This window comes from Rhodococcus sp. NPDC059969, assembly GCF_042738325.1.
Classification (GTDB): domain Bacteria; phylum Actinomycetota; class Actinomycetes; order Mycobacteriales; family Mycobacteriaceae; genus Rhodococcus_F.
Window position 1 is genome coordinate 1,056,924 of record NZ_JBHWUF010000001.1, and the last position, 21,437, is coordinate 1,078,360.

Annotated in this window: 20 protein-coding genes; 8 read left to right on the plus strand and 12 right to left on the minus strand. The window is 62.0% G+C overall.

Annotated features, from left to right (window positions below; translation table 11 throughout):
• Positions 1–82 precede the first annotated feature (82 nt).
• Entirely contained in the window at positions 83–1,768 is a 1,686-nt protein-coding gene (gene dhaL / locus ACFWAD_RS04780) for a dihydroxyacetone kinase subunit DhaL (RefSeq protein WP_378541775.1), read from the minus strand.
• Between the two features lie 54 nt (positions 1,769–1,822).
• Between dhaL and ACFWAD_RS04785 the strand changes: the two genes are divergently transcribed.
• Complete coding sequence (locus tag ACFWAD_RS04785) at positions 1,823–2,686, plus strand: patatin-like phospholipase family protein (RefSeq protein WP_378541777.1); 864 nt, start codon at positions 1,823–1,825, stop codon at positions 2,684–2,686.
• Positions 2,683–3,537, plus strand: a complete 855-nt coding sequence (locus ACFWAD_RS04790) for an LLM class flavin-dependent oxidoreductase (RefSeq protein ID WP_378541779.1) — start codon at positions 2,683–2,685, stop codon at positions 3,535–3,537. Before ACFWAD_RS04785 ends, ACFWAD_RS04790 begins: the two co-directional genes overlap by 4 nt.
• 1 nt (position 3,538) lies before the next feature.
• Here ACFWAD_RS04790 and ACFWAD_RS04795 read toward each other — a convergent pair whose 3' ends face one another.
• Positions 3,539–4,549: a threonine aldolase family protein gene (locus ACFWAD_RS04795; RefSeq protein ID WP_378447542.1), complete on the minus strand. Its 1,011-nt coding sequence runs from the start codon at positions 4,547–4,549 to the stop codon at positions 3,539–3,541.
• 335 nt (positions 4,550–4,884) lie between these two features.
• On the opposite strand from ACFWAD_RS04795, the gene ACFWAD_RS04800 reads away from it, so the two are divergent.
• Both ACFWAD_RS04800 and ACFWAD_RS04805 read left to right on the plus strand, forming a co-directional pair.
• On the plus strand, positions 4,885–5,421 hold the full coding sequence (locus ACFWAD_RS04800) for an HNH endonuclease (protein WP_378541781.1): 537 nt from the start codon (positions 4,885–4,887) through the stop codon (positions 5,419–5,421).
• Between the two features lie 19 nt (positions 5,422–5,440).
• The gene (locus tag ACFWAD_RS04805; RefSeq protein WP_378530640.1) at positions 5,441–5,698 is read left to right on the plus strand and encodes a WhiB family transcriptional regulator; all 258 of its coding nucleotides are present in this window, start codon (positions 5,441–5,443) and stop codon (positions 5,696–5,698) included.
• Positions 5,699–5,702: 4 nt separating this feature from the next.
• Here the strand turns inward: ACFWAD_RS04805 and ACFWAD_RS04810 are convergent, their stop codons facing one another.
• The 7 genes from ACFWAD_RS04810 to ACFWAD_RS04840 form a co-directional block, all read right to left on the minus strand.
• Positions 5,703–7,124 (minus strand): DUF2252 domain-containing protein, encoded by a 1,422-nt coding sequence (locus ACFWAD_RS04810; protein ID WP_378541783.1) that lies wholly within the window; start codon positions 7,122–7,124, stop codon positions 5,703–5,705.
• Between the two features lie 80 nt (positions 7,125–7,204).
• Complete coding sequence (locus tag ACFWAD_RS04815; RefSeq protein WP_283306201.1) at positions 7,205–7,528, minus strand: DUF6292 family protein; 324 nt, start codon at positions 7,526–7,528, stop codon at positions 7,205–7,207.
• Between the two features lie 69 nt (positions 7,529–7,597).
• The gene (locus tag ACFWAD_RS04820) at positions 7,598–8,878 is read right to left on the minus strand and encodes an NAD(P)/FAD-dependent oxidoreductase (RefSeq protein WP_378541785.1); all 1,281 of its coding nucleotides are present in this window, start codon (positions 8,876–8,878) and stop codon (positions 7,598–7,600) included.
• Positions 8,879–8,925: 47 nt separating this feature from the next.
• A complete protein-coding gene (locus ACFWAD_RS04825; RefSeq protein ID WP_372472416.1) occupies positions 8,926–9,408 on the minus strand; it encodes an acyl-CoA thioesterase in 483 nt (160 codons plus the stop codon).
• Positions 9,409–9,533: 125 nt separating this feature from the next.
• A complete protein-coding gene (locus tag ACFWAD_RS04830; protein ID WP_378541787.1) occupies positions 9,534–10,337 on the minus strand; it encodes a class I SAM-dependent methyltransferase in 804 nt (267 codons plus the stop codon).
• Positions 10,334–10,993: a FadR/GntR family transcriptional regulator gene (locus ACFWAD_RS04835; protein ID WP_378541789.1), complete on the minus strand. Its 660-nt coding sequence runs from the start codon at positions 10,991–10,993 to the stop codon at positions 10,334–10,336. The genes ACFWAD_RS04830 and ACFWAD_RS04835 overlap by 4 nt, the downstream gene beginning before the upstream one ends.
• A gap of 78 nt (positions 10,994–11,071) precedes the next feature.
• A complete protein-coding gene (locus ACFWAD_RS04840) occupies positions 11,072–11,974 on the minus strand; it encodes an Lrp/AsnC family transcriptional regulator (RefSeq protein WP_378541790.1) in 903 nt (300 codons plus the stop codon).
• A 224-nt stretch (positions 11,975–12,198) separates the two neighbouring features.
• Here ACFWAD_RS04840 and ACFWAD_RS04845 point away from each other — a divergent pair, with 224 nt between their 5' ends.
• On the plus strand, positions 12,199–13,914 hold the full coding sequence (locus tag ACFWAD_RS04845; RefSeq protein ID WP_378541792.1) for an amidohydrolase: 1,716 nt from the start codon (positions 12,199–12,201) through the stop codon (positions 13,912–13,914).
• Positions 13,914–15,248 carry an MFS transporter gene (locus tag ACFWAD_RS04850; protein WP_378530652.1) on the plus strand — a complete coding sequence of 445 codons (1,335 nt, stop codon included), beginning with the start codon at positions 13,914–13,916 and terminating at the stop codon, positions 15,246–15,248. Before ACFWAD_RS04845 ends, ACFWAD_RS04850 begins: the two co-directional genes overlap by 1 nt.
• Before the next feature lie 177 nt (positions 15,249–15,425).
• Here ACFWAD_RS04850 and ACFWAD_RS04855 read toward each other — a convergent pair whose 3' ends face one another.
• From ACFWAD_RS04855 to ACFWAD_RS04865, 3 genes are all read right to left on the minus strand, one after another.
• Positions 15,426–15,791, minus strand: a complete 366-nt coding sequence (locus ACFWAD_RS04855; RefSeq protein ID WP_378541794.1) for an antar domain protein — start codon at positions 15,789–15,791, stop codon at positions 15,426–15,428.
• A gap of 336 nt (positions 15,792–16,127) precedes the next feature.
• Positions 16,128–16,994: an alpha/beta hydrolase family protein gene (locus tag ACFWAD_RS04860; protein WP_378541796.1), complete on the minus strand. Its 867-nt coding sequence runs from the start codon at positions 16,992–16,994 to the stop codon at positions 16,128–16,130.
• Between the two features lie 90 nt (positions 16,995–17,084).
• The gene (locus ACFWAD_RS04865) at positions 17,085–18,131 is read right to left on the minus strand and encodes a LacI family DNA-binding transcriptional regulator (protein ID WP_378541797.1); all 1,047 of its coding nucleotides are present in this window, start codon (positions 18,129–18,131) and stop codon (positions 17,085–17,087) included.
• Positions 18,132–18,380: 249 nt separating this feature from the next.
• Between ACFWAD_RS04865 and ACFWAD_RS04870 the strand changes: the two genes are divergently transcribed.
• Both ACFWAD_RS04870 and ACFWAD_RS04875 read left to right on the plus strand, forming a co-directional pair.
• Positions 18,381–19,835, plus strand: a complete 1,455-nt coding sequence (locus ACFWAD_RS04870; RefSeq protein WP_378541799.1) for an APC family permease — start codon at positions 18,381–18,383, stop codon at positions 19,833–19,835.
• On the plus strand, positions 19,832–21,436 hold the full coding sequence (locus tag ACFWAD_RS04875) for a N,N-dimethylformamidase beta subunit family domain-containing protein (RefSeq protein WP_378541801.1): 1,605 nt from the start codon (positions 19,832–19,834) through the stop codon (positions 21,434–21,436). The genes ACFWAD_RS04870 and ACFWAD_RS04875 overlap by 4 nt, the downstream gene beginning before the upstream one ends.
• Position 21,437 lies beyond the last annotated feature (1 nt).

Below are 21,437 nucleotides of genomic sequence, written 5' to 3' on the forward strand. Positions count from 1 at the left end.
TGTGAGACCGGTGCTTTTGCCCACGGGCCGTCACAAACGATGTGCTGTGGCTGCCAGATTAGTCACAGCCCCGAAGTGCTCGCTAGTGCCCCACTGCACTGGCGAAGAACCACGCTATGAGCAGCGCTCCCGGATCGACCACTCCGCGAGCGGCTTCGCCCACATAACTTGCACGTCCGCGGTTTGCGAGCATGGTTTCGGTCGACTCCGCCCCGGCCGCTGCGGCTTCCGCTGCGCTCGCCAGAGCAGCCTCCCGATCGGCTTCCGAGCTCACGGACTGCTCCAACGACTCGACCGCCGGAACTATCGCGTCGACCATCGTCTTGTCGCCGACGCGTGCGCCGCCGAGCGAGGTGATGTTGTCGAGCCCCGCCCGCGCCGCAGCCGCGATCGCCCCGAGGTCGAGTTCGGAGTCCGCCGAGTCTGCGGCAACGCGGAAGAAATGCCTGAACCAGATGCCGAACAAAGCGCCGGAGGTACCGCCGGCGTGGCCGAGGTAGGCCTGCGAGACCGCATCGAATATCGTTGCAGTGGAATAGGTGTCACGGATCGCCGAGATGTCGAGCTGATCCAGCGCGGCCACCATGTTGGTCCCGAAATCACCGTCACCCGCTCGTCTGTCGAGATCGGTGAGGGCCGGTTCCTGCTCCAGTACCTTCTCGGCCCAGTCCGCAATCCAGCCGCCGACGAAGCTGCTTTCGGCAGTGCGTGAGATGTCGGGTGTGAATGTGGGACCGAAAGATTCGCGCTTGCCCATGCCGGTGTACTCACGCGCCATAGCATTCGGCCAGGCGGGCGCTTTTGTTGGTGCATCCCATAATTCGAGGATTTCTTTGTCTGTGCGAACAAGAGTGATGGACGCGCCTGCCATGTTCAATGCAGTGACAAAAGTTCCGATCAATATCCGATCGATGTGAATTCCCTGTTCGTCCAGATAATCTCCGAGTTCGGCGAACAGTAGTTGCAACTCCAGCGGGTGGGTGGCGCCGAGACCGTTGACGACGGCGATGACGCGGTCACCTTCGGCGAGACTCAAGGACTTGATGATCGGGTCCGTCAGCCGCCGCACCAATTCCGGTGCGGGCAGGGCGTCCACGCGTTCTGTGCCGCGTTCGCCGTGGATGCCGATACCGAGTTCCATCTGACCCGCCGGCAAGTCGAACGACGGCTCGTCAGCCCCCGGCAAAGTGCACGGGCGAAGAGCGACGGCCATGCTCCGAGCGGAGTGCGCGACGTGTTGTCCGATCCGGGTCACCTCGGCCAGGTCGTCGCCGCGGGCGGCGGATGCGCCGCAGACCTTCTCCACCACGATGGTTGCCGCAGTACCACGTCGACCCGGGCCGCTGCCGTCTGCGCGTTCGGTCGCGACGTCGTCGTCGACCAGGACGACGTCCGTATCGATCTTGTCCTCGCGTAGCAACTCTCGGGCGATACCGAAGTTCATCACGTCGCCGGTGTAGTTCTTCACGATGTGAAGGACGCCGCCGCCGGCGTCGGCAGCCTTGGATCCCTCGTGGATCTGAAGTGCATTGGGTGAGCTGAAGACCAATCCCGGGCAGACGGCCGTGAGCATTCCTTCGCCGATGAATCCGGCGTGCATGGGTTCGTGACCGGAGCCGCCGCCGGAGACGAGTGCGACCCGTCCGCGAGGAAGCCGCCTCGCGCGTGTGAGATATCCAGGGTCGGGATTCCAGGCGATGTCGTCGGTGGATGCGATCAACCCGCGGAGTGCGTCGGGAACAAATGTCTTTGCGCTGCGCATGAACATCACTTCAGAGTAGGTCTAACGTCGACTTCGGGCACGGATCACGATCGACGAGAGGTGGACGGTGTGAAATTGGGGTTGGTACTTGCCGGCGGCGGCGTTGCGGGAATCGCCTGGGAAACCGGTTTTCTGTTGGGCGTTCAGGACAAATCGCCTGACACTGCAGCATCGCTGCTGACTGCGGACGTGTTGATCGGCACGTCCGCAGGTTCCACGGTGAGCGCTCAGATTGCGGGCGGTGCAACACTGCAAGAACTTTTCGACGTACAAACAGCGGACGCGACCGGCGAAATCGATCCGAAGGTCGATGTCGAGGTACTCGGTCAGATGTTCGTGGACGCGATCGCAGGATCGCAGGACCGGGCCGAGCAGCTCCGTTTGCTCGGCGAGGCAGCGATGGGAGCCGACACCGTCGAACCCGCCGTGCGTCGTGCGGTCATCGAGGCGCGGCTGCCGAATCGGTTGTGGCCCGACCGGGAGTTGCGCATCCCGGCGATCAACGCGGAGACCGGTGAGTTGAGGGTGTTCGGCAATGCCTTCGGCGTCGACCTGATCGACGCAGTCGGAGCGAGTTGCGCTGTCCCCGGGGTGTGGCCGGTAGTCACGATCGACGGTCACCGGTACATGGACGGCGGAATGGCCAGTGGCTCGAATGTTCTTCTGGCTGCGGACTGCGATGTAGTCGTGGTTCTTTCACCCGCGGCAGACCCTGCCCCGAATCTGCTGGGCGGCAGTCTACGAGAGGAAATCGATGTGTTGGCGCCCGCGCGCGTACTGCCGATCTTCGCCGACGACGCCGTCGTGGAAGCGATCGGAACGAACTCGCTCTCGCCGACAACCAGGCGCCCGGCAGCTGAACTCGGCCGTGAACAGGGCCGGCGAACAGCCGACGAGATCGCCGCTTTTCTGGTGACGGCATGAGTACCGCACGGATTGCTGTCGTCCTGCGCCCGGAACAGCCCCCGGAGGACCTTGTCAGCCATGCGAGGTATGCCGACGAGAGTGGTATCGGTGAGGTCTGGCTGTGGGAGGACTGCTTCTTCGGCGGAGGAATAGCCACTGCTGCAGCTGTATTGGCTGCAAGTGAGCGCCTGGGAGTGGCGATCGGCGTGCTGCCGACCCCGATGCGCAACACCGCGATCACGGCGATGGAGATTTCGGCGCTGGCCAGAGTTCATCCGGATCGACTGCGGGTTGGCTTCGGTCACGGCGTTCAGAGTTGGATGCGGCAGATCGGGGCCAAGGCCGAATCGCCGTTGACTCTCCTGCGGGAGCAGTTCGGAGCAGTCGAGCGGCTACTGCGCGGTGAGTCGGTGACGGTGTCCGGTCGATACGTGAATCTCACGGACGTCACGCTGGCGTGGCCACCGGAGAAGGTGCCGCAGTTGCTCGTCGGTGCGACGGGGCCAAAGACTTTGGCGCTCAGTGGCGAGTTGGCGCAGGGCACTGTGCTCTCGGGTGGGACGACCCCGGACGGCGTGCGTCGGGCGATCGCTCACATCGGGGCGTCGGATCACGAGGTTGTCGTTTATGTCATCTGTGCTTTCGGTTCAGGCGGTCGTGAGCGCGCCCTTGCCGAGGCCGCAGCGTCCGGTAGCGAGTCGCCGGAGGATGCGATTGCCGCGGGCACCGCGTCCGAAGTCGCGGCAGCAGCACGGCGATGGGCGGCAGCAGGTGCTACCACCGTGGTACTACAACCGACTGTTGACGAGCCGGATGTCCGCGAGTTCATTCGCTTTGTCGCGCAGGAGGTTCAACCCCTGGTGACGTAGCTCAGAAGGTTACTCTGGACAAAACCGCGTCGATGTCGGCAGTGCTCACGTCGCGATGTGTCACGAACCGAACCTTCCCGGCAACAGTGACCGCGCCGACGTCGACAGCGGCGAGCTGTGCAACGGTGGCCGACGGATCGGGTGTTGCGGCGAGAACAATGTTGGTGGCGGGTTCGTCGACAGCCCAACCGCGTTCACGAAGCCCGGATGCGAGGCGCTGCGCGTTGTCGTGATCGTCGGAGAGGCGAGCTTGTGAGCGCAGCGCGACGATGCCGGCTGCGGCCAGCACTCCGCCCTGGCGAACACCGCCGCCGAGCATCTTGCGGATCCTTCGGGCTTCTGTGATCAATTCGGGTGATGCGGCGAGTATCGAGCCGACCGGCGCACCGAGTCCCTTGCTCAGGCATACCTGAACGGTATCAGCGCCGGAAGTCAGTTCGGTGGGCGAAACATCTAGTGCAGCAGCGGCATTCCAGAGACGGGCGCCGTCGAGGTGAATCTTCAAGCCACGTGATCGCGCGGCGTCGACCAGTGTCGTCCACTCGGTCGGATTCATGACGGCACCGCCGGCGAAGTTGTGAGTGTTTTCGAGACAGAGCAGCGTGGTGTTCAACGTGAAATACGGGCCGGGGGAGCCTGCCGCCTTCACGACGGTCTCGGGGCTGGGACGCCCGGGTCCGCCGTCGTGCGGCAAGGCCATCGGCATTCCCTGGGCGAGCCAGGCGGCGGTGCCCAATTCGGAACCCAGGACGTGAGAGTGCTCCGGCGCCAGGAACTGATCGCCGCGGCGAAGGTGCAGCATCAGCGCAATCAGGTTGCCCATCGATCCGCTCGGCACCCACAGTGCGGCTGTGAACCCCAGAGTGTGCGCCACTTCTTCCTCGAGCGCCGCCATGGTCGGGTCGTGATCGAGGACGTCGTCACCGACCTCTGCGTCGGCCATTGCCTTGCGCATCTCCGCGTCAGGCTTGGTGACGGTGTCCGAGCGAAGGTCGATGTACGACGAAGTCATGGCTCATTCGATCAAGCCGCGTGTTCCGGCGTCAAACCGCGGTATTTCCAGGACGGCTCTTCCGGACTGATAAATCGATATCGCTGAGGATGCCTTCCGTGTGATGATGGGCGCCGGCAATCGCCGGTGAAGAGAACAGGAAGTGGAAGGGGACAGGCATGCGCGACTGGAAGCAAGCGTTGCACCTGCGCGGGCACTCACCCCGCGGCATTTCCCATCCCGCATTCGGGGAACAGAGTGGCGCTGAATACATGCCGTTCCCCAATTCTTGCACTTGCTCCTGACCCGCCTTCGTGTCCAGGAGTTTCACTCCTCGACACGAACTGAGAACTCTCATGCGGAACCCGAACCGCGCACCCGCCGCCTCTCACAGTTGGATGAACCGGTCCGTCCACGTACTCAACGCCACGTACGAGTACCTCGGTGAAGTGAGCGCCGATCGGGCGGTCGTCCTGATCGCCACCGGCTCCGCGCAGTCCATCGAAGACATGATCCCGGTATTTCCGGTGCGCTCCAAGCACATCGAGATCCCACTGCCTCGGACGATTCTGCTCGCCGAGTACGTGTACGTTGCTCACCGGGTGACGGTCACCGATTCCAGTCGGGCCACTTTTGCCGGTGTTTTCGACCGGGACGGTCGTCAATGTGCCTACTGCGCCGCCCGGGCGACAACCATCGACCACGTCCAGCCTCGAAGCCGTAACGGCCCGAACACGTGGGGAAATCTGGTGGCGTGCTGCAGTTCCTGTAATCAGCGCAAGGCGGATCGCACACCGGCTGAGGCCGGTATGCGGCTGCTGTGGGAACCAAAGGCACCTCGGCGCATCGAGAAAGTGCAGCAGAAGATCTGGCGTGAATTGAGTCGGACGTGACGGCCGAAGGGAGCAAGTGATGTACGCAGACGAGATCTCGAATCTGGCTGAGCTTCTGCCGATTTCGGACGACCGGGTTTGGTGGCAGGCGGAATGCAGAGGGGACCCCGAGCCGGACCGCTGGTTCCCTTTTCCGTCCGAGGGGTATTCCTACGCGACCGACGTGTGCAGCAGGTGCCCGATTGCGGATTCATGTCGTGAATTCGCCTCTGCCACTGGCCAGACCGGAATCTGGGGTGGAGTGAAATTCGAGCAGGGTAGGATCGTCGCGGCGTGAGGGATCAGATTCCCGGCTCCGCGGCGATCGTGCCCGCTGATACCGCCCGACACAGGGCGTCGTGGTCACGTTCGGTCTGATCGGCGTAAAGCCGAGCAAACCGGGTGAGGGCGGTATCGACCGCGTCCGAGGTTCCCAGGTAACCGGAAATCAGTGACGCGCCACTGGTTCGGGCGTGTCCCTTCGCCAGGAGGCGACCGCAGATCGCGACATAGTCGGTCAACGCTGCTGCGTCGATATTGTTCAGGTCCACAGAACCTTTCATGTTCCGGAACTGACGGACGTAGTACTGGCGGTCGTCGACGGTGCACCAACCGAGCAGTGGATCGCTGACCGTCTGGAGTGCTTGCTGGTATTCCGCGACGCGTCGTCCTTGGTGGTCGTGCCAGGCCGAGTCGCCGTGGACGAAGGGTGCAACTACGGATCTGCGAGCCTGTTTGAGCTGCAAGAAGATGACGTCGTCCGGGATGCTCCCTTCGCACAGAGCGACATAGGCTCGCAGGGCGACGCTTCCGACTCCGACGACTCGGTGCGCCACGTCGATGACGTTGTAACCCGAGACAACTCGACGCCAGTGTGGTGCAAGGGTTTCGAGATACTCGTCGAGACCCTCCAGGAGGAAGTCGGTGTCCTGTGGGGTGAGTCGTGTTGTGAGCGGCGGGTTCTCGAGTAGCTGGCGTCGGCCGTGGTCCTCGACGGTGAACCGGGGAACCGCGTGATCGCTCGTGCGCCGTCGTGCCCGCTCCGCGGCGCGGCGGATCTCGGCCAGCAATCCGGGATCGGTGACGTGATCGGTGAGTCCGTCGAGATCGACCCGGTCGAATGAACGATCGAACAGTGGACGCTCGGACAGCTTTGCCAGGTGGAGGCGATACGCGGACACACACGAGGTTGTTGCTGTCTCGCACTGAGCTTCGGTGAGGCCGTTCTGCCGACCGGCCACCCAGATGCTCGCGGCCAGCCTTCTCAAATCCCATTCCCAGGGGCCTGGATGTGCTTCGTCGAAATCGTTGAGGTCTATGACAAGTTCGCGTTCCGGGGATCCGTAGAACCCGAAGTTTCCGACGTGTGCATCTCCGCAGATGACGGGTGTGATGCCGGTGGACGGGAGCTGCGCCATGTCCTCGGCCATCAATCCGGCAGTACCACGCAGGAATCCGTAAGGCGAAGCGACCATGCGTCCCACACGGATCGGAACCAACCAGTCGAGTCGTCCCTCGTGTGCTGTGTTGACCTGATCGACCGGGTCACGTCGGTTGAGTGGTGGCGTCCAATCGCCGAGCGACGATCGTGCCACTCGCTTGCGCAGGCCTTTCCCGATCTTGCGACGCTCGCTGCGGGGTGTCTGACGCGCCCGCAAAGTCGCCCTGCCGTCCGGTTCGTTCTCGAGAGCCAACTGACCGGCAGGCCTGCTCAGCGGGTCCATGTCGGGCTCTCTTTCGTCGGGCGTGCGAAACTCGCGCTCGATCTTATGCCCGCTCGACTGAGCGCCGCGCGACGAGTTCCTTAACTACCCGCCTGTGCAATCAACTCGACGGCGCGGTCGGCGCACAGTTCCGGATCCGGCATTCTCCCGATACCGAGGCATTCGACAACGGCGAACGACGTATCCGGTGTGGTTTCCACACCGAGAGCCCACCCGAAGTAGTGATTCCAGGCGAGCACCGCTCGGTGGCCGCTGTGTTGCGGAATTTCGCTACCCAGCACGATCACCGCGTCGAACGCGGGACCGTCGCACCAGATCACCGATTCGGCGAAGGTGGAGCTGGCGACAGCGACTACGTACCTGTGACAAGTCGATTCACTCGGAATGGCGATGTGTGCACGCATGGTCGCTCCTCCGGCTCGGTTGCGATCGGAGGGTTCCCCATTGCCGGTGCCGAAAAAACGCTTGGCAGATTACGTCCCGGCCACAGATCCACGACGCAGACGGTGCCTGAGATGTTTTTGTGCTGCCCGAACGACCGAGCGAGCCGAGAGATACTGCTCGGCAGGTATCAACCGGGAACCGAACAAGTAGAACCTTTGGGCTTCGCCTTGGTCATGGGTGGCCGCGGAGATGAGCAGACGTTCGAATACGGTGAACTTTCGCCCACCGGCGTAACCACTCATATAGTCGATGTGACTCGTCATACTCGCTCTGGCACTGCGGTATTCGGTCAGTGCAGCATTCATGTTGCGATGTGAATCGAGTGTGTGTGCCGTCGTCTCCGCCAGTACTTGCGCGGTGGCGTCGACCAGCATCTGCGCGGTCTCGAGTGCCCACGAGCATCCGATGCCCCACAACGGGTCGTTTGTCGCCGCGGCGTCGCCGATGAGTGCGAACCCGTTACCTACCGGTTCGGTGAGGGTTGTGGAGAAGTGTTTGGTACCAACGATCTTCCCGACGATGTGCTCGCGGCGAATCGGCGGAGCGCCGGGTAAAGCGTTGGCGTATTCGAGGAAAGCGGTAGACAGGTCGTCAGTGAACGAATCGAGTTTGTCGAGGGCGGGGAAGACGACCAGCACGCTGATCCCGCCGTCGTTGGGGAGCAGATAGGCGACGTCGGGATCCATGAACCACGACAGTGAAGATTCTTCGTCGAGTCGTTCGAGTCCGGAGAGTTGGGCGAAGTAGCTGAAGCGACCGTTTGTCACGGTCTCCGAGTCGCATCGCGCGGATCGTGCGACTGTCGAATCCTTGCCGTCCGCTCCGACGGTCAATTTCGCTTCGAGAGTGAAGGCCGAGCCCTGTGCGGTTCCGTACACGCCGGCCGTGGTGCCGTTCTTGGTCAGCAGCCCGGAAACGCGATGTCCGAGAAGAAGGTCGACGTTCGGGTAGTCGTTCGCGAGTTGCCGCAGGAGCGGGTCGAGCGTCTCCCTTCGGACATTGAATCCCGGTGGCGACGAGGCGTCGGTGGCGTCAGGGGTGATCCATCCCCACGGAGTCCAGAACTTCGGAACGGTTTGCACCATTCCCAGGGCGAGCAGTTTTTCCGTGGCGCCGAGCCTTTGCAGGATCGGGGCGCCGCACGGTTGTAGATGGTGAGTGCACAGGACCTTGTGGGCTCGGGCGTCGGAGCGGGCGTCGAGAAGCGCTATTCGCAGACCTTGCTGGGCGTACATGATTGCGGCGGCGCATCCAGCAATGCTTGCGCCGACAATCACGACGTCATATTTGTCTTGCGCTTTCGAAGTCACACCGGTCAGTTTAATGCATAAGATTATAACTTAAATACTTGCAATATTCAGTCATCGTGTTCGGGCGTTAGGTCCCGAACTGCGGCCCGGATGGACTGTTCCCGCAGTTCGTTCTCCCTTCGCAGCTCACGGCGCCGACGCCCGGCCTCGAACCGTTGCCTCGCGATTGTTCCGGTCGGTCGGAGTTGGGGTACCTCAGCGGGTTTTCCGTCGCTGCCCATTGCCACCATCGTGAAGTAACAACTGTTGGTATGTCGAGATTTTCCGAGAAGAATGTCTTCGGTTTCGACGCGTATTCCGATTTCCATCGACGTGCGCCCGGTGTAATTGACGGAAGCGGTGAAGGTGACAAGTTCACCGACGTGCACCGGCTCGCGAAACACCACACGATCCACGGACAGGGTCACGACGTACGTCTGGGCGTATCGACTCGCGCACGCGTAGGCAACCTGGTCGAGGAACTTCAGAATCGTTCCGCCGTGAACGTTGCCCGAGAAATTGGACATGTCCGGCGTCATGAGGACGGTCATGGACAAGGTTTGTTTCGATGCTTGCTGCGACGCTTGCTTCAATTCGGGCAGGGAGTTCGATTCGGACATCGAGCGGGCCTCTTCGGGTCGGTGGACGGTGAAGAGACCGTATCCGGCCCCACGGGTTACCCGCGCGTTCGAAGGGGCGCGGTCCTAGGTTTCGGGACAGTCCCGACGTGCAGGACGTATTCACTGGTGGCGACGGGTCCGGTTGCGCTCGACCTGAGATAGGGCGCAAGCGTCGAGCGCAGGTGAGCGGACATCGAAGCCCAGCTTCCTGTTTCTCTGACTGCCTCGCGAAAATTCTTCAATGCCGGTGCCTGGTCGCACAGTTCCTCTATGGGATCCGACCCGGCTGGTAGTTGCCACTCGAGCACATGACAGGACGAGCTCACCGACTCCAATCCAGCTGCTGCCTTCTCGAATTCGCTCGAGCGCGCCCACGTCGTCGGTAGCGGTGTGATGCCTTTCCATGCTGAGGCTGCTTCTCTGCGGAGTGCTGCTGCCCACCCGTTCTCCGACCACGTTGCGACGCAGATCTTTCCGCCTGGCCTGGTCACCCGCATCATTTCTGCGAGAGCGATCGCGGGATCGGGACAGAAGATGATCCCGAAGATACTGACGCAGGCGTCGGCGCTCGAATCCGGCCACGGCAACGATTGTGCATCGCCGATCGTGAAGGTGGGTTCAGTGATGCCGGGGCGGGGAATCCAGCGTTCGCGCGCGGCCTCGAGCTGGCTGGCGGAGAGGTCGAGTGCGTGGACCGTCATGCCGCGCTGGGCCGCCGGGAGCGCAAAGTTCCCGGTTCCGGCGCAGACGTCGTACACCGTGCTCACGTGTCCGATCGAGCGCAGTGCTTCCAGTGATGCAGGTGAGAGTTGTTCGGCAAGAGTCGAATACGTTGCACCGTTCCAGTTTCCCCGAGTCACGACAAGCTCCTCTCGATTGCGTCGATGACCGTATCGAGCGCTGCGCCTGCCGCGCGTGCTGCTTCGTCGGGGTTGCGTTCCTCGATAGCTGCGATCAAGGGTCGATGCTCGCCGACGTGGAATCCCGGACCGATGCTCACGGCGGACAGTGAATCCGACACGGCGGCAAGAACTCCCCGATAGACGTCGATCAGGGCGGAATTGTGTGACGCCTCGACGATCGAAAGGTGCAGGGCCATCCCGGCTTCGGTCGTACCGGAGCTGCCGGCGTGATCGGGGTGTGCGTTCCATGCTGCGTGGATCCGTGCGAGGTCTTCGGGGGTGCGGCGCTGCGCTGCGAGCCGTGCGGCTTCGACCTCGAGTCCGCGTCGCAAACTCAGTACGTCGAGAACGTCGCCTCTGGCGAGTCTGCGCCCGAGTAGTCCTTCGACCGGCGACGCCGCCGTCACGTACACGCCGCCGCCGTGGCGAACGGACAGAACTCCGGCATGTGCAAGCGCCCGTACCGCCTCGCGCATGGTGTTTCGGGCGACTCCCAATTCATCGACCAGTGCGGTCTCCGGTGGGAGTTTTGATCCGACGGGCCATCGTCCGGAGGCGATGGCCTCCTCGATCGTCGCGGCGACAGTGTCTACCTTGCGTCCGGAATCGGACATGTATGCAACCTCGGGTAAGTGGGTCAATGACTTGTCCGAGGCTAGCGTGCTTCCATAAGTGGGTCAATGACTTGCGAACTATCCCCGTACGTCCAGGCTGCGGGCGTAGTGCTCTTTGAACACCTCGAGATGTGCCCAGGATTCCAAGCCGCTGACACCGTCGATCCCGCGGATTCGCTCGGACAGGGAATGAAGGTCGTTGGAGGAGTTGGCGGCAACGGTCGCGATCACGTCGTACCGCCCCAGGGTTCGGGCGAGGAACTCGATTCCGGGCAGCGACTCGATCTCCGACACCGCGTTGTCGTCCCGTGAGCCCAGGTTGACGCCGATGCCCATCGCCAATGTCCGGCCACCGCCTCGCCGCTTGACGACGGCTCCGACGCGAAGTGCCGTGCTCGAGACAAGGTGATTGACGCGGTTGCGTACGGCACTCGGCGACAGGCCAGTATGTTCGGCCAGCTCGAGAAATGGCATGCGCCCGTTGCGTTCGAGTAGTTCGATCAACGCGACGTCCGTCGAGTCGAGTCGGATGTCGGCTTGTAAAGCGCTCTCGGGCATGAAGATTCCCTTGATGACGTCGACGTAGACCAGCGTGCTCACGGATCGAACGCCCCGCTGTGAGCGGAGTTCGGCGATGGCGCGATACAGATCGTCGTGACCGGGCACCCGAAGTTCCGCAATCACGTTGTACTGCCCGCTGACTGCCGAGATGTAGACGGCGGCCTCGGACTCGATCAACGCGTTCAGCACGGGGGTCATCGGTCCGGACACGGCGATCGAGACGTGTGCGAGTGCCTTCAATCCGAGAAGTTCGGGATGCGCGACCGCAACCACGGACACAGTTCCCGAGTCGAGCAGTGCCTGCACTCTGGTGGACACCGCTGCGCGTGGTGCGTCGACCGCCGCGGACAGTTCGCGGTATGTCGCTCGCCCATTGCGCTGAAGTGCGGCAATGAGCTTGGAATCGAGATCGACGGTCATGGATGTCCCAACTTTTCCAGAGATTTTTCTGTACCCGCTTCCTATTAGAACAGTCGCATGTGGCCATGAATGATGCGGATAAGTGCAGAAATGCTCGAAAACCACTACAAAAAAGTTGTATACCACCTGGTCTGAAACTTTGATGCATTGCATAGCTCCAGGTCAGGGCGTAGTTTTCGCTCAACACGCAGTGACCTGCACCACCATCTCGACGAAGGACCGCCATGCGCAAGTTGCACACGCACGAAGCCTCGCCGCTCGACGCCACCGCCACGATCTTCACCGGCGCCAAGATTCACACCGTTGACGACAGCACGGCGGGAGCCGAAGCGTTCCTGGTGTTCGGAAACCGCTTTGCAGCGGTGGGAACACTCGAGGAATGCCGCACCGAGGCGCGTCGCCTGAGCACTCGCACAATCGCGGTGGTCGAACTCGACGGTGCCACCGTCGTCCCCGGCTTCGTCGATCCGCACGCACACCCGCTCATGTACGGGCAGATGCTCAGCTGGGTGGACTGCGGTCCGGAGAAGGCTCACTCGATCCCCGGAATCATTGCGCTGCTTCAGGAAGCGGCACTCACAGCACCTGCGGGTGTCCCGATTCGCGGATACGGCTACGAGCACCGCAACCTGATCGAAGGGCGTCATCCGCTCAAGGAAGAGCTCGATCAGGTCGCCACCGATCGCGAGGTCTACCTCATGAACGCGAGCGGTCACGGTGGCGTCGTCAACTCCTTCACCTTCGACAAGCACGGCATCGATGCGAGCACCGAGAACCCGGCCGGTGGCGAGTTCTTCCGAGATTCGGACGGCGAGCTCACGGGCGAGCTGTCCGACGCCGCGTGCAACATTCTCACCGGCGTCAACGGAGTGAAGGTCGGTCATCACGGACCCAACTTCCATCTCGAGGACGAGCCCGAAGAGCACCTTCGCCAGCTGTCCGTCGCGCAGGACAAGTTCCTGGCCGGCGGCGTCACCACCATCGGTGACTGCCAGGTGACCCGTCGTGAATTCGACATGTACCTGCGTCTGGCCGAGCAGGATCAGCTCAAGACCCGCGTCTCCATGTACATGCTCAGCCACCTCCTCGATCACGTCATCGACACGGGAATGCACGGCGCCTTCGGCAATTCCAAGCTCGCGTTCGGCGGCATCAAGTTCTATGCCGACGGCACTCTCGGTGGCTGGACCGCGTACTTCCCCGACGGATACGTGGGCGACCCGTGCCGCACCGGGCAGCTCTACCACGAGCCGGCGGACTACTCGGAGCTGATTGCCAAGGCACACTCGGTGGGTCTGCAGACCGCCACGCACGCTCAGTCGCCGACGGCCATCGACATGGTGCTCGATGCCATCGAAGCTGCGCAGAAGGCTCACCCTGACGCCGACGCGCGTCACCGCATCGAGCATTGCGGACTCCCGACGGCCGAGCAGATCGCCCGGATGAACCTGGCCGGTGTCTACCCGGTGAACCAGCCGCAGCATTACTACAACTGGGGCGAGGGCGTCACCGCTGCGATCGGGACTCCGGGTGAGCGGTTCAACCCGCTCGGCGAGTTCATCGCTGCCGAGGTTCCCGTGACCATCAGCTCCGACGCACCGGTCGCCGAGCCCAAGCCGCTCGAAGCGATTCAGGCTGCCGTCACCCGTGTGACGCGTCAGGGCCATCAGCTCGGCTCGGATGCACTCCGCATCACCGCCGACCAGGCACTGCAGGCTCACACGCTCAACGGTGCGCGTGCGCTGGGCCGTGAAGCAGAACTGGGCAGCATCTCGGTGGGCAAGCGGGCCGACTTCGTCATTCTGGGCGCGGATCCTCTCGAGGTTCCGGCCGACGCGATTGCGCAGATCGATGTCCGGGAGACCTGGATCGACGGCGAACTCGCACATTCAGGTCATAACCACCTATTGTCGAGCACTTCGACCACCGAGGAAAAGTAATGAACCGAGAGCAACAGATCGTGAAGGCCCGCAAGGCGGGATTTGCAGCCTTCGTCGGTACAACTATCGAGTGGTACGACTTCTACGTCTATGCCACGGCAGCCGCGCTGGTATTCGGTGACATCTTCTTCCCGCCCGGAACCGACCGCCTGACCGGTGTTGCTGCGGCGTTCGCGACGTACGCCGTCGGCTTCTTCGCTCGCCCGCTCGGCGGAATCGTGTTCGGCCATGTCGGTGACAAGATGGGCAGGCGCACCGCCCTTGTCGTGACTTTGACGCTGATGGGCGCAGGAACATTCCTCATCGGCATGTTGCCCACCTACGCGTCGATCGGGTTCTGGGCGCCGTTGCTTCTGGTTGTTCTTCGCTTCGTCCAGGGCTTTGCCGTCGGCGGCGAATGGGGCGGTGCCGTCCTGATGGCCGTCGAGCATGCTCCCGAGGACAAGAAGACCTTCTACGGCGGATTCGCCCAGCTGGGCAACCCCGCCGGCGCGCTTCTAGCCACCGGTTTCTTCAGCATTCTCTCCACCTTCGGCGACGACGCTCTGCGCGAGTGGGCTTGGCGTCTGCCGTTCCTCTGCTCGGCGCTCTTGATTCTCGTCGGCTTGGTCGTGCGCCTGAAGGTCGAAGAGTCCCCGGTTTTCGAGTCCGAGGTGAAGTCCGCGGATGTACCGGAAATGCTGCCGCTCAAGTACGCGCTGGTGACCAACTGGCGCCCGATCATCCTGGGTATCGGCATCCTGCCCGTCGCAGTCGGCGGCTACTACCTCGTGACGACCTTCATCACGGCGTACGCAACCGACCCCGATGTCGGGTTGTCCGAGACGTTGATTCTCAACGCGCTCAGTGTCGCGGCAGTGGTCGAGTTGATCGCGACTCTCGGAGTGGCGTGGCTCGGCGACAAGGTGGGACGCGTCCGCGTCGTCATCTGGGGTCTTGCCGCGGTCGCAATACTCGCAGCACCGCAGTTCCTGGTGCTGAAGTCCGGATCCGTGTTCCTGATCTTCCTGACCTTCGCCGTCATGCGACTGGTGCTGGCTGCCACGTACGGTCCGATCGCCGCTGTTCTGTCGCAGATGTTCAAGCCGCAGGCTCGCTACACGAGCATCTCGTTGGCGTACCAGGGCGCCGGCGCGATCTTCGGCGGATTGTCTCCGCTGGTCTCGACGCTGATGTACAAGGCAACCGGCAGCATCTGGCCGGTCATCGCACTGCTGATCGGCATGTGCATCCTGAGCATCGTCTGCCTGCTCTTCGCTCCGCAGCATGTGGACGAGGCGACCGATACCGACGGTGCACCGCAGGGCCTGAACAAGGAATCGGCTTCCGCCTGACTGCCGAGGGTCGGCTTCCGCCTGACTGCCGAGGGTCGGCTTCCGCCTGACTGCCGAGGGTCGGCTTCCGCCTGACTGCCGAGGGTCGGCTTCCTGTCAACTGAAAACACAAAGCTGGGGCAGTACACGATTTCCGTGTACTGCCCCAGCTGTCGTTCAGCTGTCCTTCAGGGCCGGTTACGCGCCGACGAGATGGCGATGAAAGTGATCGCTGCGTCGGTGTGCCTGGCTGAGATTCCTGATCTCACGCAGCCAGAAGTGAGACGCCAGTGCGTTATCGCTTCCATAGCCGGTGCCGGACGTGTCCTCGTCGATCAGGGCGACAAGCGCCTTGATCAGGCTGGTGACCTTGAGGTTGTTGGTCTGAGAATGTCGGACCAGCAGGTCGGCAGCTTCGTCGGAGCTGCAACGGTAGAGGGTGCAGACGATTTCGATCCCGCGCTCGCGGATCCGGCCCGAAGTTGTCGGGAGCCGTAGACCGTTTGTCGAGTTGCTGTTCGTCTGGTTGTTCGTGTTGTCGGGGTGAATCATGGTGTTGATCAAGGTATTCCTTTGAACTGCACGGGTTTTAGGCCCGTGCAGTGTGTAGCGCATGTTGATACTGGTGCAGTCGGTACGCGATTGGCGGCGGACTCCGTCGGAGCCTTCGGCCTGGTCAACAATCTGCGGGACTGATGAAAGTGCGTAGTGATCAAAGGCGCGGATTTGCACCGAACTGGAAGTCTGCCCCTGGAACGAATACTGGAACCTTAGTTCCGGGCGAAGCGACCGGCTGCCTGACTGACGGCTGCCCTCTGATAACCCCACCGTACGTCATCAATGCGGTTTCAGCTAATTCTTTATCGGGCGATCGTGATCACAGCGGGTGCTTTTACCTGCTCAAGAGGCGTTTACGTGGTCGATTATTGCTTGCTTGGTGATAGCCCAGGCGTCGGTTGTCGGGTTCCCGAAGTCGCCGTGGCCGACTCCGGGTAGTTCGATCAGATCGACCGCATCGCCTGCTGCTCGGGCGGCACGGGTATAGCGTCGGCTCTGTTCGATCGAGACGACCTTGTCGCCGAGTCCGTGGATCGCCGTGACAGGGAGGCCGGTGGGGAGGTGTTCGATCGGTGATGCGATGCGGTAACGGTCCGGATGGTCGACGGGCATGCCGCCCAGAAGATTTCGAACAAATCGATCTTTGCCAGCGGTTGCGGCGAGCGTCATGTCGAAGACGCCGGCCATGATCGTTGCCGAGCGAACCGGCACGGTGAGGTCCGGTTCCGGAGCGTCTGCACCCTGCTGTGATCGCGACGCGACCCAGGCGGCAAGCTGTCCGCCCGCGGAGTAGCCGGCGATGTGTACACGGCTCAAATCCAGTCGCCCGGAAGCTCTTTCCTGAACAATGCCGGCCAGGGCGTTGGTAGCCGCAACCGTATCGGAGAGCGTGGTCGGCCAACCGCCCTGACCACCTACACGCCTGTATTCGATGTTCCAGACCGCAATTCCGTACGGGGTCAAGGTTTTTGCCCACGCACCCGCGTACTCGAGGTTGCTTTTCTGAGCCCAGCCGCCGCCGTGGATGAGGACAACGACCGGCAGGTCGCCGTCGGATCCGGTTGGAAGATACAGATCGCCGAACGTGTCTGCGGCCGCGGCGTATGCGATGCGTACGGGAGCCACTTCACGATCGAGACCCGCTGCACTGCTGACAGACAGGAGGAGAGTGAGAACACAGACGAGCGCTACGGCGAGGTACCCGGCCAAGCGGTCGCGGGAGCGGTGCGCGATGACCTGATTCCTCTCGGCGTGTGACGGACGATAATTCGGAAATCAGTCTATCGGTGCCGAGTGAATTTATGGTGTGAGCGTAAGTGCCGTGCTTGCCCGCACACGTAGTTCGCTCCGAGTATGTATCTGAGCTGGGCGTCCGTCTCCGTCGATCAAGGCGAGTAGTGCATCCACTGCCAATCTCGCTTGTTCCTCGGGGAAGAAATCGATTGCAGTGATCGGGGGATCTGAAATCAACAGAGCAGGTTCGTCGCTGTCCTGTGCGATCAAGACGTCTTCTGGAATTGACAAGCCGAGATCGCGCGCTGCCCGAACGGCGGCGGGAGCGCAACCGAGGATCAACGACAGTATCGCGTCGGGAGGATTCTCGGACGTGAGCGCCTTGTGGGTCGATGTATAGGCTGCGGCAACGAGCAGGTCGACGGTATCAGCGCCAGAGGACGGCGCCAGATCGTCGCTGATTCGAGGCGTCATCCCGCGGGCGCGGCACCACTCGATGTAGGCCTTGGTCGTGGCGCGCGTCCACTCCGAATGCAGTCCGGGGGTGAGGATGAAGATGTCTGTCGCGCCCTGGTCGGCGAGGTGATTCAGGAGCGTTTCGGTAGTCGAGACGAGATCCGGCGAGATGAAGCTTCCGAATTGTTCGGCTCGTCCCGGACCCACTGCAGCAGAGGGGATTCCGATCCTCCGCAGGACGTCGACACGAGGGTCGTGGGCGGCGGGGTCGACAACGATAACTCCGTCCATCTCGATGCGACGTAGTCCGTTCGGATCTTTCATCGACGGAAGCAGTAGGAGTGAATGATCAGCCTGGAATGCGGCCTGGGTGGCGGCGGTTGCCACACGTCCGTACCAGTCGAAGTTGAGGTACTCGGCCGATGACAGCTCTTCCGGGGCCGGGAGCATCAGTCCGAGGGTGGCAGTTCTGCCTGTCCGAAGATTCTGTGCCGAGCGATTGGCCCGGTACCCCAAGCGGTCGGCGACTTCTTGGACGCGTGCGCGAGTTGCGGAGTCGACTCTGCCCTTGCCGTTGAGTGCGTAGGAAACGGTCGACACGGCGACACCGGCGGCAGTCGCGACGTCACGAAGCGTCGGGGCGTTCGGCGTGATCATCGGGTCGCTTCCTTTGCTGGTCGGTTTCTACTCAAGAGTAACGCCCGAGCATCGGGCGCTGCTGCAGTTGGTGGACGGTTGTCTAAAAGAGGGCTAGTGCCGAATCGTTTCATCGCAGCTATTGACAGTGCTGAAACGATTCGGCACGCTCATGGAACGCCAGTCGAACTCCGAATGAATTTCCTGGAGACACATGTCGTACTCGTTCCAGTCCAAGCGCATAATTGCGATAACGCACGGAGTCACTCCATGACCGACAACACCGACCCGCGAAGGGTGGGCACAGTTCCCGACCCGCATCCGCCCGGACCTACTCCGGGGCTTCGTAGGGGGACGATCAACAGCAGACATCTGGTCTTCTTTGTCATCGCCGCCGCGGCACCGCTGACCATTCTGGTGGGATTTGCGCCCCTCGGACTGATGAGCGCGGGCGCTGCACTTCCGGTCGGTTACATCGTTCCGGGAATCGTCTATCTACTGTTCGCGGTCGGATTCACGGCGATGAGCAGGCATATCCGAGGTGCGGGCGCCTTCTACGCCTACATCACGGAAGGACTCGGCACCATCGTCGGCGCCGGATCTTCGGTGGTGGCCTACGTCGGCTATCTCGGCGGTCAGATCGGATTTGTCGTCGCGTGCGGCATTTTCACGTCGTCCACCCTCGACAGTCTTTTCGGTATTTCGGTTCCGATCTATGCATGCGCGCTGACAATTGCCGTTCTGGTTACGGTCGTGGGATACAACCGGGTGGACATCGGTGCCAAGGTGCTCGCGGTGTTGATGGCTCTCGAACTCGGCGTGCTCGCAGTTTTCTGTGTTGCGGTCCTGGTCAAAGGCGGGCATGAAGGACTGTCGCTGGGCAGTTTTTCGCCCTCGACCTTCCTGACGACCGGCTTGGCCAGCGTCTTCGTGTTGACCTTCACGTCCTTTGTCGGCTTCGAGCAAACGGCGATTTACAGCGAAGAGGTGGTTGACCCCCGGCGCACCGTTTCTCGGGCGACGTACACGGCAGTCACCGTCCTGGCAGTCGTCTATTCCTTCTGCGCCTGGGTGATCGTGCAAGCCGTCGGACCGAGTCGCATGGTCGACTTCCTCGGCGGCGATCCGTCCGAGCTCATCTTCGACCTCAACAGTGAATTTGCGGGCGAGATGATGACCGACGTCATGCACCTGCTCATCGTCACGAGCTTCTTCGCGGGGTGTCTGGCTCTGCACAACGCGTGTAGTCGCTATCTATTCGCGATGGGGCGGGGCAGGATCCTGCCGACGGCGTTGGCGAAGGTGTCGGCGTCGACCGGTACCCCCAGCGTCGCCGGAATTATGCAGGGCGCGTTGACCTTTCTCGCGATCGCAGGATTTGCGTTGACCCCAGCAGATCCGTACACGCAGGTTGTCTTGTGGACGAACACCCCGACCATCATTGCGGTGCTTGCTCTGCAGATTCTGACCTCGCTTGCAGTGCTCCGATTCTTTTCGCAAGGAGCTAGAGGAGAAGGATTGTGGCAGAGGCTGATTGCACCGTCGCTCGCGACTGTTGCACTCGTCGTGGCACTTGGTTTCCTGCAAGTCAACATGGGTGCCATGACGGGCCTGACCACTGCTCAAAATCTGTTGTTCGTGGTACCGCTGGTCATTGCATTCGTAGTGGGGGTCCTTCGGAGCCTGTGGCTTCGAAGCCACTCGATCGAGGTGCTTTCGGCATGAGTGAATACGCATGGTCGGTTCCCGGCGGATTGGTCGAACGGCCGGGATTGAATCCGGGAGAGCCGGAGATCTGGGTGTACGCAGACAAGTTCTCGTATTTCGCCGGCGACACCGTCTCTCTTCGAGTACACACCACCGCAGACGAATACGACCTCGAGATCGTGCGAGACGGAGCCCGCCCACAGAGCATCGTCAAGTACCTCGGTCTCCCGGGAAAGCAACAGCCGACGCCCGACGACGCCTACGCGGTCGGGTGTGGATGGTCGGAGTCCCTGGCACTCACGGTTGCCTCGAATTGGTCCTCGGGGATGTATTTGATTCTCGTACGGATGCGCCACGAAGGCGTCGTCGTCGAGCGTGAAGGCTTTTTCATAGTGCGATCGCGTACCGCTGCGCCGGCCGACATGGTTCTCATTCACACGACGAGCACGATGCTCGCCTACAACGACTGGGGCGGAGCCAACCACTATCGTGGAGTCCCGGACGGTTCCGGCGACGTGCCGACACCGTTTTCCTCGACGCAGCGGCCCATCGCGCGAGGAATGTTGCGCAAACCTACAGGCGCCGCCCGCAACATTCACACTGATACACCCGGAATCGGATGGATTCCGCGTCATCCGCCGTACGAATGGGCGTGGGAGAACGGCTACTCGCGCCACCATGCGGATGCGTTCTGGGCCACGTACGAACGCCCCTTCACGGTGTGGGCGGAAGACCGAGGGTTTCGCGTCCACCACATCACTCAGCATGACCTACATGAGGATCCCTCAGCACTGCAAGGGTATTCGTGTGCGGTCATCGTCGGTCACGACGAATACTGGTCATGGGAAATGCGCGACCGTATCGACGAGTTCGTCGAAGGCGGGGGCTGTTTGGCGCGCTTCGGCGGAAACTTCCTCTGGCAGGTGCGCATCGAAGGTGATGCGCAAATCTGCTACAAGAATCCGTTCGAAGATCCGATGCGTGACGTTGATCCGACACGGGTGACCACGGCGTGGGATTCGCCCGAGGTTGGACGGCCGGGTGCGTGGACGATGGGTTTGACTGGCATGGCGGGAGTCTACAATCGTTACGGTGCAACAACTCCCAGGTCTTCGGGCGGTTTCACGGTATACCGGCCGGATCATTGGGCGTTGAACGGAACCGACCTGTACTACGGCGACAACTTCGGGATCGCCCCGATCTGTGTTGCAGGATTCGAGGTGGACGGAGTGGATTACACGTTCAGAAAAGGCCAGCCATATGCCACTGGAGAAGACGGCGCGCCCGAGGATCTGGAAATCATTGCTATGGCACCGGCAGTCAGCGGCTCGCGTGACCGCTGGAACGGCACGGTCCCGATCGGCGCGCCTCTTGCCGAAGTGAAGGGCATTCTTGAATGTTTCTACGGGAGTGAGCCACCCGAGCACCTTCGCGATCTCGAGTACGGATCGGGAATGGTGGCATGCCACAAGCGAGGTCTCGGGACGGTGTTCAACGCTGGTTCCGCCGAATGGGTGAACGGACTGATCCATCACGATCCCTTCACCGAACAGATAACTGTCAACGTACTGAATCTATTTGCCGCCCAATTGACAAGCTTGAACACGGAGGAAAACTGAC